We start from the raw sequence: 11802 nt of genomic DNA, 5'->3' as shown, positions 1-11802 counted from the left end.
GCCTACCGATTTCCAGCGGGCTCTTCGAGGTACCACGGATTGGCTCGTGCCCACTCAATGGTGCGACGGATCCCTTCTTCGACGTCGATCGTCAGGCTCCAGCCCAGCTCTCGCTGCGCCTTGGTCGAGTCCGGGATGCGACGGAGAATATCTTCGTAACGGGTGCCGAAACGTGCTGCAGTGTCTACGGTTTCGGCGCTGGACACCGAGTCGACACTGGCAAGTTTGATCGCCAGATCCACCGCCTCACGCATGCTTGTCTCGACCATGCTGCCGACGTTGAAGGCCTCACCGATCGCCGCATCACTATCAGCGGCCAGCAGGGTGCCGGCGATGGCGTCGTCGACGTAGGTGAAGCAGCGGGTCTGGTCACCGGTGTCGTAGAGCAACGGCTGGCGGCCGTTGAGGATCCGGTGGATGGTTTGGGACACCACGAAAATCGGATTCTGTCGCGGACCGTACACATTGAAGTAGCGGACCACTGTCACCGGTAGTCCGTAGGCGGCATGCATCGCGAAGACCAGATGCTCGGCCATCCCCTTGCTGGTGCTGTAGCTCCAACGCGCGGTCTTCGTCGAACCGAGCACCCGGTCGTCGTCCTCGGCGAATGGTGGGTTGGGGTTCTTGCCGAACACTTCCGACGTGCTGGCGAACACCACCCGAATTCCGTTGCGCTGGCTCAATTCCAGCACGTTGCGGGTCCCGATCACGTTCACATCGAGAACCCGAAGCGGGTCGTTCATATAGTTCTCGACGCCGACGACCGCCGCCAAGTGGAACACCCTGTCGATTTCGGGGGTCAAGGCCTTCTCGAGGGCCACCAGATCGGTGACATCGCCTTGTACGAACCGAAAGTTGGGATGGCTGTCGAAATCAATGCTGCTATCACGGGTGTTCTTCGCGAAGTCGAAAATGGTCACGTTGTCGCCGCGTTCCAGCAGAGCAGACACCAAATGCGATCCGATGAAGCCGTAGCCGCCCGTGACGACGACATTAGACATAGTTGCTCTTTCGTTGTGCGGGTGGGTTATCGAGTTGCTAGCAGCCGATTATCGGCCGATCCCCTTATAGACAAAGCCGGCCGCCCGCGCGGCCGCCGGGTCGAAGCTGTTGCGTCCGTCAAGAAATACGCAGCGGTCTGCTGCGAGGTCCGCGAGCCGGACCAGAGGAATCTGGTGGAATTCCCGGTGCCCCGCAAGGACGACCAGGGCATCGGCATCCTTGACCGCGGACTCGATGTCCGGGCTCAGCGGGATCTTCGTCACCGTGTGGGCTTCCTCGTCGGGCACCCACGGGTCATGGACGGACAGCTGGCAACCCGACTCTTCGAGCAAGGCGACGACGTACTTGGTGGGCGTGAGCCGGCAGTCACCGGTGTTGTTCTTGAACGCGATGCCCAGCACTGCGATCTTGCTGTCCTCGATCGTCTTGCCCTGATCCGCCAACAGCTGGGTGAGCAATCCGTAGGTGTAGCTGGGCATCGTGTCGTTGACGGTCCTCGACGTCTTCGGCACCTGCAGATCGAGTCCCAACGTCTCACCCAGGTGGTTGACGAACCAAGGATCCTTCGTCAGGCAGTAGCCGCCGACACCCATGCTGGGCGCCAGGATGTTGACGTTGTGGCTGCCCTTCGGCATCGAATTCGCCGCGGCGATGACCTGCAGTACGTCCATATCGAGGCGGTCGCAGACCTTCGCGAGCTCGTTCGCCATCGCGATGTTGAGGTCGATCCAGAGATTGTCGGCGAGCTTGACCATCTCGGCCGTCCGCGGGTCCTCGACGATGATCGATTCCAGCCCAAGTGCGTGGCGCCACAACGTGGCACAGCTGCGCGCGCTGCGTTCGTCCACGGCGCCAACCACGACGGGAATCGATGTCAGCTCTCGGATGGCTTGCCCTTCGGCGAGCCGCTCCGGGCAAAACGCCAAGCCGAAGTCGACGCCGGCCCGCAGCCCGGACGCCTCTTCCAGGATCGGCCGCACCAGAGTCTCGGTGGTGTCAGGCGGCACGGTGCTCTTCAGGATGACAAGGTGGCCGGGGCGCAGGTGCTCCCCGACTGCCCGCGCCGCTGCCTTGATGTCATCGACGATGGGCTCGTAGTCCGGACCCAGTGGTGTACCGACCGTCACGATGATGAAGTCGTTATCGGCGATGACGCTGTAATCCGACGTGGCGCGAAGGCGACCGACCTGGACGCTGTCGGCGACAAGCTTGCCGAGTCCCGGCTCGGGCACACTGGTCATGCCCTGATTGATCTCGTCGACGATATTTGGTCGCACGTCGATACCTGTCACGGGCCAGCCTCGGTCAGCCAAAACTGCACCGATCACCGTGCCGATGTAGCCGAAGCCCACCACTGCTATCCCCGACCGCATGCCACGGATCAGGAGGTCAATCTCGGCATCGCTGCGTCCGAACGCGCCTCTAGCCATCGCCGTACCTAGCCCCTTCGATTCCCCTGTGCGCGTCCTGCGAACGAACCGGGCCTCGCGCCCTCGGCTGGTCGCTCGGCAGCCTAATCGAATATTGACGCCCTCGACAGGAAAATCGAAGTGCTGACCGAAATGATCAAGTCCGACACGTCAGGCGGGCGAAATCCTCCACACGGTCGGCTGCAGCAACGACACTGTCGGAGCGCGTCGTCATCGCCGGGGCGATCTCTCGGGCGTGCACGGCGTATTCCGGAGCCAGAATCCGGTGCAAGTCCCTGACCAGCGTTTTCTCTGTGGTAGTCGAGAAGCGCCGGCCAGCCCCCACCTTCAGCCTTTTCAGCTGGGCCGCGAAAAACGGCTGGTCAGGCAGCGTCCAGAGAACCAGCTGCGGCACCCCCGCCCGCAGGCACGCGGCCACGGTGCCCGAGCCGCCGTGATGCACTACCCCACGGCACGACGGGAAGATGGTCGCGTAGTTCACCTGGCCGACCACCTTGACGTGGTCGAACCGTGGGACGTTGCTGTAATCGGTACCGCCCGCGCCGACGATTGCGCGCTCCCCCAACTGCGCGCACGCTGCGGCGATCATGGCGATCGTGTCGGTCGGTGATCCGATCGGCACGCTACCGAACCCGAAGAAAATCGGCGGCGTCCCATCGGCGATCCACGACGCCACCTCCGCATCGGAATCCGTCGGCGACGCCATTGCCAGCGCCCCGACGAACGGCCGATGGACAGGCCCACGGCGATTCCCTTTGGCCCATTCGCCCGACAGTCCGGGAAAGATCAATTCGTCGTAGGCCTGGATTTCTAGCGAACTTCGGCCGGCGACGCGGCGCGGTGCGGGACTGGTGGCGGGGGGCAGCCCCAATTCGGCGCGCTGGGCGTCCTCTCCCTTGCGAGTCCCGCGCCACGCGGTCCACTCGTTCACGGTCATCGCCATCCGGCTCAGCGGCGCCGGCAACAGGGGCAGAAGCTGCCCGTGCACCCGGTAGGGGAAGTAGTGCAGGGTGACCAGCGGGATGTCGTAGGCCTCGGCGACGTTGACCGCGGGCTGTTCGAAAATCAGACCGGTGAGAAGCAGGTCAGCGTCCTGCGCCACCGAGGCCAGCGTCCTGGTCATGTCCGCCCAGCACTCGTCGGCGAATCGCGCGGTCTCGCCGGCCATCCGGTTGAGGTCCTTGAGCTTCCAGGGAGTGCGCCCGTAAACGGTGAAGTACCGCCATTGCAGCTCGAGAATGTCCGTGGAATCCAGCCCGTAGGCGACCGCGGGAAGACCCGCGGCCTCGGCGAATCCGACGAGGTTGGGCGGGACGGCCATGAGTACGTCATGTCCTCTGCGCAGCAGCTCGCAACCGACAACCACGGCGGGCTCGATATCGCCGCGACCGCCGTAGCTGGAGAGCACAAATTTCATCGCCGGTTCTGGCCTCTCGGTCGTCCTGCGGGCACACCGTCAGCAGCAACGGACATTATTACCGGTTTTTTGACGCGGCCGTAAGCATTCGGCCATGCCGCCGGCTCAACGTTGATACGATCCCGAATCGCCGCGCCCAGGCCAAACTTTGGGCCATCACGCTGAGGAGCTCGATTTTGGCCGACAGCGCATTCTCTGCGCGCGAGACGGAACGCATCGAGTGGGACGTGATCGTGGTGGGCACCGGCATGGGCGGCGGGACATTGGGTTATCGGCTGGCCCAAGCGGGCCGCCGAGTGCTTTTCGTCGAAAAGGGCCGCTCGACACTGCCCGGGACACCAGGAACGATTCGTTCGGCGGTGCCGGAGTTGGCCGAGCCGGCGGCAGCGCGGTCCATGGCAACCTATTATGACGCCTTGGCCCGTGGCGGACGCTCGACCGACGAGGTCGAGGACATCAGCGGACGCATGCCAAAGAAGTTCATCCCCTTCATCGGCAGCGGAACCGGCGGCTCTTCCGCGCTCTACGGCATGGTGTGCGAGCGATTTTTCGCCCGGGACTTCACTCCTCGACAGAATTTCGCTGACCCCGGCGACTCCACTGTGCCGGAGGCCTGGCCGGTTAGCTACGACGAGATGCGGCCTTGGTATGCCGATGCCGAGAAGCTGTTAGGGGTCCGCGGTCAGCTCGATCCGCTGCGGCCCGAGGCCGCTGACGTCAATCTGCCTGCTGCACCGCCATTTTCGGCCGATAACCAGCCGCTGGTGGACCATCTGACAGGGCGTGGCCTTCACCCCTATCACTTGCCGATGGCCTGTGACTACACCGCCGACTGCTCCACGTGTCAGACCTACCTGTGCTCCCAGTCGTGCAAAAACGACTCGGCCCGCAATTGCGTCGAGCCCGCCGTCACCGAGCACGGTGCCCAGCTGTTGACCGAGTGTCGGGTCGTGCATCTGGAAGCCGACCGTACCGGCGTCCGACAGGTGATCTGCGAGCATCCATCCGGCCGACTTGCCTTGAAGGCGAAGGTGGTGGTCCTGGCAGCGGGCGCGTTGGCGACCCCCGTGCTGCTGCTCAATTCCCGATCGGGCGATTGGCCGCGTGGACTCGCCAACGGTTCAGACATGGTGGGCCGCAACCTGATGCGCCACCTCCTCGACCCGATCGAAGTCTGGCCAGAATCCGACTCGACAATCACGGCCGCCAACAAGGAGATCGGGCTCAACGACTTCTATTTCCACCAAGGCCAGAAATACGGAACCGTGCAGTCGTTCGGTGCGATACCGCCGATGGAATGGCTGATCAACCGCCCAGGCCCACAAGGGCGGGCGCTGCGTCTGATGAGCCCCGCGGTGCGCCGGGTCTACGAGAAATTCTTCACCGGCGGGCTGATCCTGGCCGCGATGATGGAGGACCTCCCCTATCGGGATAACCGCGTGCTGCTGTCCGACCGCCCCGGCTCCGACGGTCGCCAGCGGATGCGGATGCAATACCGTTTGCACGCAGGAGAACTCGAGCGCCACGCGACTTTCCTGCGGCTGTTCAAGGATGTGCTGAAGCCGTTTCGCACCCGCGGGCTGGGCAGCGGCAAAGACAACTCGAACATGGGCCACGTCTGCGGCACTTGCCGATTCGGCACCGATCCCGCCACCAGCGTGCTGGATGCTCAGAACCGCGCGCACGAAGTGGGCAACCTCTACGTCGTGGACACCTCGTTCTTTCCATCCAGCGCCGGTTTGAACCCGAGTCTGACGGTGGCAGCCAACGCGCTGCGGGTGGCCGAACATCTTAACGAGGCACATTTCGCTACGACGCTCATCAAGTAATCTGAGCCAGATGACGCAGAGATAAGCGACGGTTCAACCGCTTTTAACACCGCTGTCGCCCGGCGCCGGCTGATCAGCCTGAGCGCCTTTCTTCCGATTGAGGCGCGATTTCAGCTTGAGCGCGGGCTTTTCGATCAGGAACCAACTCAGCGCGGCCAACGGCAGCGTGACCGCGGCGGCAATGATCGCGAACACGGGCGGAGCCAGGAACGCAAGACCACATATGACGAGCAGTTGCTGGATCGGGAATGCGTAGATATAGACGCCGTACGACAAGTCCGTCCGAAGCGTCAAACGCTTGTTGCGGATAAGAGCACCCGACACGATGATGGCGTAAGCCAGCGGAATAGCGCCAAGCACTCGGTAGTTGGGCATGAAACTCGCAGCGAGAACGAGCACCAGACTCAGTGCGACCAGTGACCATCGCGCGGGAATCCGATCCTTGAAGTGATACAGGAGCGCACCGGCGAGAAACATGAGTCCGAACCGCGCGGCCATTCCGCTCGCCACCAACTGCTGGGTCGCTGCGTCGAGGTGCACATGCGCGCCAGGAGGAGCGTCGGTGAGATCGGCGAAGGGCGGCAGTATCGCCGACCAAACCAGCATCAACGCCACCAGCGCCGGGATCACCCACTTACGGCGCAGTACGCCGACAACACCGAGTCCAGCGATCACGATGTAGCACGACGCCTCCCAATACAGCGTCCAAAGCGAACCGTTCCACTCCCCAGCCCACGGGATCCCACCCGGCGTTCCGGCGATATCGTGTCTGGTCAACAACACCGCACTGTTTCCGAGGACGTACTCGAACGGAGCGCGCGATAACAGCAGCTTGCTGGCCGAGCCCCCCTGTATGAGCACGGCAATCGGTGCGATCACGAATGCGGTGACGGCCAAACACACCCACAACCCAGGTAGCAGGCGCAGTCCTCGGGCGAAAAAATAATCCCGAATCCGTCGTTTTCTGAACCAGCTCCACGTGATGAGGAATCCAGATATTGCAAAAAACCCGTCGACCCACCCGTCACGAAGAAGCTGGTGGATTGGCTCAAACGAAATGGTACGACCCGTCAGCGGCCACGCATGCCAAAGGATGACGCCCGTCGCCAAGATCAAACGCCACACATTGAGCGCATTGTTCTGCGGGTCGAATACCTCGCCGAGGGAGCGTTTCCACCGGCGACTAACGCTCTCGCCTTCGCTATCGCCGACGACTTCCGGATTTGCGCTCATCGTTCAGCAAACACGACCGACGCGGACGAAATCTTCCACGAGATCGGTGGCAGCAGCAGCACTTTCGGCAGGCGTCGTCACGTGGTTCGCGAACTCGCGCGCCCGCGTAAGGTATTGCGGGGCCAAAATCTTGCGCAGATCCGCGATCAGTGACTTCTCGGTCGTCGTGGCGAAGCGCCGTCCCGTGCCCACCTTCAACCGCTTGAGTTGAGTGGTCCGCAACCACTGATCAGGCAGCGTCCAGAGACCCACCTGCGGAACTCCTGACCGCAAGCACGCGGCGATCGTGCCTGCGCCGCTGTGGTGCACGACCGCGCGACAGAGCGGGAAGATCTCTGCGAAATTCACCAGGCCCACCAACTTGACATGTTCCGGGCAGGAGATCGCGCTGAGGTCAGAGGAGCCGGCACCCACCACTGCCCGCTCGCCCAACTGCGAACAGACGGCGCTGATCATGGCGATCGTGTCGGCCGGCGAGCCGAGCGGCACGCTACCGAACCCGAAGAAGATCGGCGGCGTCCCCTTGGCGATCCACGACGTGACCTCGTCGTCGGATTCCGTCGGCGACTCCAGCGTCAGGGTGCCGACGAAGGGGCGCCGGCTACCCCATGTCGCCCATTCCGCTGCCAGCCCGGGAATGAACGCATCGTCATAGGCCTGGATTTCCAAGGATCCACGGTCCGCGATGCGACCTGGCCAGGGCGTCGTTGCCTGCGGCAGCCCAAGCAAACGACGTTGCGTGTCCTCCACGTCCTTCACCACACCGCTCCAGGACATCCGCTGGTAGCCCGTCATCACGGCACGGCCCAACGGTGCCGGCAGAAGTGGCAGAACCTTCCCGTTGGCTCGCATCGGAAAGAAATCCACAGTGACCAGCGGGATACCGTGATATTCCGCGACATTGGCCGCGAACTGCTCGAAACCGTTGCCGGCGATCATGAGATCGGCGCCTTCGGCTACCGACATCAGGGTCGAGAAGGCTTCCTCGGTCCAACATCGGGTGACGATCTCCCCGATTTCTTCTCCCAGCCTGGCCAGATCCTTCGATTTCCAGGGCATCTGGAAGAAGCACGTCCAGTAGTCGCGCTGAGCGTCCATCATGACCTGCGAGTCCGTCCCCCAGGCGATCGCCGAAAGACCCGCCGCCTGGGCAAAGCCGACCACATTTGGCGGGACGACGATATGGACGTCATGGCCCCTGCGCAGCAATTCCCGGCCGATCACAATGCTGGGCTCAACATCGCCACGCACGCCGTGGCATGCCAGGACCACTTTCATCGCTGATCTAGCCTCTCAACCACGTGCGGAATGCGCACGTTCCTTCGAACACCGGTCAGTATTGCCGGCTTTTTGACGGCCAAGTAAGCGTTCGGCCAACTGGCAGGTCCCGTGCTGGTGGCCGACCAAATCGGTCAGCTCGGCTCGCGGATTGGAAGGCCGGCGGCGCGGTACACCGCGTCGATGACGCTCATGTTCTCGACCGCGTCCTGCGGCGACGTACGTACCGGTTCGCCGCGCAGCACCGCCCCGGCGAACGCTTCCAATTGGAAGGAATAGGTGGTGCGACGGGAGAACCGCTCGTTCCTCTTACCGTTGCCCGACCGGACCGAGAGTAGCGGGAAGACGTTGGGCGCCGCGGGACTGAGCCAGCGCAGCTCACCGTCATCACCCACGATTTTGGCACTCGCCCGAAACAGATTCCCCGACCACAGCGCGCACCGCAGCCGGCCGGTGTGGCCGCTGGCATACCGCAACTCGGCCGTCATAGCCCGGTCCACCTGGGGCTTCTGCAACTTCGCTTGTGCCGAAACAACTTCCGGGGTGGATCCACCGAACGTGCGGGCCATGTTTGTCACATAGCTGCCGGCATCCATCATCGCCCCGCCTGCCATGGCGTAGTTGTAGCAGTTGGCCTTGAACCTCGGCAGCAACACGCAGAGGTTGACATCCACCCTTCGCAAGGTGCCGATCTCGCCCGAGGCGATGATCTGCTCGACACGACGAGTGAGCGGGTGGTGGCGGAATTGGATCGCCTCCATCACCACGCGGTCAGACTTGGCCGACAGGTCGGCGATGTCTTGAGCCTCGGCGGCATTGGCGGTGAACGGCTTCTCGACCAGCACATGCTTGCCCGCCGCCAATGCCAACTTCGTCCACTTGCCGTGCATGCTGGTCGGTACCAGGACGTAAATGGCGTCGAGGTCAGGATCGTCGATCAGTGCCTCGTAGCTGCCATAGGCCGTCGGTATGTCGTACTTGGCGGCGAATTCGTCGGCACTGGGCTGATCACGTGACGCCACCGCCGTCACCACGACGTCGTCGTTGTCCTTAGCCGGGTTGATCATCGTCGTCGGCGCGAAGCTCGAAGCTCCCAAGATGCCGATACGTACCCGCCCAGCGCTGTCTGGCATTGCGTTCTCTCTCCTCCGTCACACCACCGCGGCGATACTAGAAGACGGGTAACTAAAAATTTCAGTTATTGACATAACCGTCAGTAACCTCACTCAAGTCGGCTGCCGCAAGGGAAGGCCGGCGGCACGGTAGACCGAGTCGATGACGGTCATGGTCTCGATCGCGTCCTCGGGTGTCGTCTTGACCGGCTCGCCCCGCAGCACCGCCCCGGCAAATGCGTCCAGCTGATAGGCATACGTGGCACGCCGCGGGAAGCGCTCGAACCGCTTCTTGCCGCCGGACCGCACGGAGAACCGATGAAAAATGTGCGGCAGCAACGGATTGATCACGCGCAACTCGCCGCGGTCACCTGTTACTCGCAGGCTTATCCTCAGAAGGTCTGCCGACCACATGGAGCAGCGGAGCCGGCCGGTGTGCCCGGCCGGAAACCGCACTTCGGCCGTCATCGCCCGGTCCACCGTGCTGTCACGCAACTTCGCTTGTGCCGAAACAACTTCCGGCGTCGAACCGCCGAACGTGCGCAGCATGTGCACCGCATAACAGCCGGCATCCATGGTGGCTCCACCGGCGAGGGAATAGTTGTAGCGGATGTCGGAGAACTTGGGCAACGGAAAGCAGAAGGCAACGTCCACCCGCTGCAGGGTGCCCAGCTCTCCCGAGGCGATGATCTCCTCAGCCCGTAAGGCGAAGGGGTGGTACCGGTAGTGAAACGCCTCCATCACCACCCTGTCCGAGCGCGCCGCCAGATCAGCGATCTCGCGAGCCTCTGCTGCATTGGCGGTAAATGGCTTCTCGCACAAGACGTGTTTGCCCGCCTCCAGCGAGGCGCGAGTCCACTTGCCATGCAAGCCATTTGGGAGCGGGTTGTACACGGCATCCACGTCCGGGTCCGCGATCAGCGCCTCATAGCTGTCGTGCACCCGAACGATGTCATGCTTGGCCGCGAAAGCCTGGGCGCGCGACACATCCCGCGCTGCCACCGCGGCCACCACAACCTCGGCGTTGTTCTTCGCCGGATTGATCAGCGCCTCCGGCGCTATTTGGGCTGCCCCCAGGACACCGATCCGTACCGGCCCCCGGCCGTCAGTCATGCGCGCGATGCTAACACCTGGCCTGCAGCCCAGGACGCGAAGAGTCTGAGCCCTCCCCGGGCGCAACGGTCGTCACAACCATTACGGATCGAGGCCAGCACATTGTCGCTACACTCTGGCCGTGTTTTCCGCTCGAGCGTTGCGCCGCCTAACGGCCCGGCGTCGCACGAACAGAACCACACACGAGGCGAAGCCGCCGACACGAATCGTGGTGGTCTCCAACGTAAGCAGCTTCGGTGGGGGCGGTGTAGTCGATTTCCGCGACATACTCTTCGCAATCCGTCGACAGCGACCGGATGTTCATCTGGTCGCTGTCCTCCCACAAAGAGGAGACGTATCGCAGCGGTGCGCGCACGACGGTATCGAAACGAAGATCGCCTGGACTCCGTGGTGGGGTTTTGGAAAATGGTCGCGGTTCCGATACGTCGATCCGCACGTGGTGATCGGCTGGCTTCCCTATACCGTCATACTTCTGCCCGGCATCGTGCAGGCGCTGGTGTACTTCAGCCGACAACGTCCGACGATGGTCTTGACCAATACGATGACCATCCCCTCGCACGCTATCGCCGCCAAGATCCTCGGCATCCCGCACCACTGGATCATCCGCGAGTTCGGGAGGGACGACCATCAACTCTGGTTTCTGTTCGGCTATCGCAGAACCGTGCGACTGGTCGGGTGGCTGTCGGAGTCGGTGATCTGCAACTCGCACGCGGTCGAGCAAGCGATGCTCGACCTGGACCCCACGATGACGGCGAACGTGATCTACCCCGTCGTCGACAGCGCAATGGGCACGCCGCCACAGCGGCAGCCCGGCGAGCGCATGCGCACCGTCCTCGTCGGTTACCTTTCCGACGCCAAGGGGCAAAAGCTGGCCATCGAAGCTATTGCCATCGCTCGAAAAGCTGGCATCGATATCGAGCTGACGCTGGTAGGTGCTGGAAGTCACCAACCGTTTCGCAACCTTGCGCGGCATTTGGGCGTCGACGACTTGGTAACCATCGACGGACCGACCCGCGATGTCCCAAGTTACTGGGCCGCCGCCCATATCGGTTTGATGTGCAGCCAATGCGAGGCGTTCGGTCGCGTGACCGTGGAGGCGATGAGGGCCGGGCTCCCCGTCTGCGGGACCAATTCCGGTGGCACCCCGGAGATCATCGAACCGGGGGTCGCCGGACTATTGAGCCCGACCGGAGACGCCGACGCCCTCGCCACCAACCTGATGACACTCGAAGCCGACGAAGACCTCCGCCGCCGTCTCGCCAAAGGCGCACAGAAGTCTTCGCAGCATTTCCAGCGCGACCGTCACGACGACGAACTCGCCACCTTTCTCGGCCTGCGTTGATAGCATCCCGAATCGCCCAGAACAGGCCGGCAGTGGGCCTTAGCAC

General features: G+C 63.0%; 9 protein-coding genes. 2 read left to right on the top strand and 7 right to left on the bottom strand.

Translation table 11 applies throughout. The features are described from left to right. Nucleotides 1-2: 2 nt before the first annotated feature. From ADBZ9O_RS14350 to ADBZ9O_RS14340, 3 genes are all read right to left on the bottom strand, one after another. Complete coding sequence (locus tag ADBZ9O_RS14350; protein WP_526532294.1) at nt 3-1001, bottom strand: NAD-dependent epimerase/dehydratase family protein; 999 nt, start codon at nt 999-1001, stop codon at nt 3-5. A 48-nt stretch (nt 1002-1049) separates the two neighbouring features. Beyond that, nucleotides 1050-2432: a nucleotide sugar dehydrogenase gene (locus ADBZ9O_RS14345; RefSeq protein WP_526532292.1), complete on the bottom strand. Its 1383-nt coding sequence runs from the start codon at nt 2430-2432 to the stop codon at nt 1050-1052. Nucleotides 2433-2568: 136 nt separating this feature from the next. Then, nucleotides 2569-3849: a glycosyltransferase gene (locus ADBZ9O_RS14340; protein ID WP_526532290.1), complete on the bottom strand. Its 1281-nt coding sequence runs from the start codon at nt 3847-3849 to the stop codon at nt 2569-2571. Nucleotides 3850-4025: 176 nt separating this feature from the next. Here ADBZ9O_RS14340 and ADBZ9O_RS14335 point away from each other — a divergent pair, with 176 nt between their 5' ends. Continuing rightward, the gene (locus ADBZ9O_RS14335) at nt 4026-5678 is read left to right on the top strand and encodes a GMC oxidoreductase (RefSeq protein ID WP_526532288.1); all 1653 of its coding nucleotides are present in this window, start codon (nt 4026-4028) and stop codon (nt 5676-5678) included. A gap of 33 nt (nt 5679-5711) precedes the next feature. On the opposite strand, the gene ADBZ9O_RS14330 is transcribed toward ADBZ9O_RS14335, so the two are convergent. The 4 genes from ADBZ9O_RS14330 to ADBZ9O_RS14315 all read right to left on the bottom strand — a co-directional run bounded on the left by ADBZ9O_RS14330 (nt 5712) and on the right by ADBZ9O_RS14315 (nt 10414). Further along, nucleotides 5712-6911: an acyltransferase family protein gene (locus tag ADBZ9O_RS14330; RefSeq protein ID WP_526532286.1), complete on the bottom strand. Its 1200-nt coding sequence runs from the start codon at nt 6909-6911 to the stop codon at nt 5712-5714. Between the two features lie 3 nt (nt 6912-6914). After that, complete coding sequence (locus tag ADBZ9O_RS14325; protein WP_526532284.1) at nt 6915-8189, bottom strand: glycosyltransferase; 1275 nt, start codon at nt 8187-8189, stop codon at nt 6915-6917. Between the two features lie 134 nt (nt 8190-8323). After that, nucleotides 8324-9322, bottom strand: coding sequence for a Gfo/Idh/MocA family protein (locus tag ADBZ9O_RS14320; protein WP_526532283.1), 999 nt, complete (start codon nt 9320-9322; stop codon nt 8324-8326). A 93-nt stretch (nt 9323-9415) separates the two neighbouring features. After that, entirely contained in the window at nt 9416-10414 is a 999-nt protein-coding gene (locus tag ADBZ9O_RS14315; RefSeq protein ID WP_526532282.1) for a Gfo/Idh/MocA family protein, read from the bottom strand. 211 nt (nt 10415-10625) lie between these two features. Here ADBZ9O_RS14315 and ADBZ9O_RS14310 point away from each other — a divergent pair, with 211 nt between their 5' ends. Beyond that, nucleotides 10626-11756 (top strand): glycosyltransferase family 4 protein, encoded by a 1131-nt coding sequence (locus ADBZ9O_RS14310; RefSeq protein WP_526532280.1) that lies wholly within the window; start codon nt 10626-10628, stop codon nt 11754-11756. The last annotated feature ends 46 nt before the right edge of the window (nt 11757-11802 follow it).

It is taken from the genome of Mycobacterium sp. (assembly GCF_965229105.1).
In the GTDB taxonomy this organism is placed as follows: domain Bacteria; phylum Actinomycetota; class Actinomycetes; order Mycobacteriales; family Mycobacteriaceae; genus Mycobacterium.
This window is presented reverse-complemented; position numbering and strand designations above follow the sequence as displayed.

Coding starts and splice junctions, on each gene's coding strand:
- ADBZ9O_RS14350 (WP_526532294.1), bottom strand. CDS start 1,001: ATGTCTAATGTCGTCGTCACGGGCGGCTACGGCTTCATCGGATCGCAT.
- ADBZ9O_RS14345 (WP_526532292.1), bottom strand. CDS start 2,432: ATGGCTAGAGGCGCGTTCGGACGCAGCGATGCCGAGATTGACCTCCTG.
- ADBZ9O_RS14340 (WP_526532290.1), bottom strand. CDS start 3,849: ATGAAATTTGTGCTCTCCAGCTACGGCGGTCGCGGCGATATCGAGCCC.
- ADBZ9O_RS14330 (WP_526532286.1), bottom strand. CDS start 6,911: ATGAGCGCAAATCCGGAAGTCGTCGGCGATAGCGAAGGCGAGAGCGTT.
- ADBZ9O_RS14325 (WP_526532284.1), bottom strand. CDS start 8,189: ATGAAAGTGGTCCTGGCATGCCACGGCGTGCGTGGCGATGTTGAGCCC.
- ADBZ9O_RS14320 (WP_526532283.1), bottom strand. CDS start 9,322: ATGCCAGACAGCGCTGGGCGGGTACGTATCGGCATCTTGGGAGCTTCG.
- ADBZ9O_RS14315 (WP_526532282.1), bottom strand. CDS start 10,414: ATGACTGACGGCCGGGGGCCGGTACGGATCGGTGTCCTGGGGGCAGCC.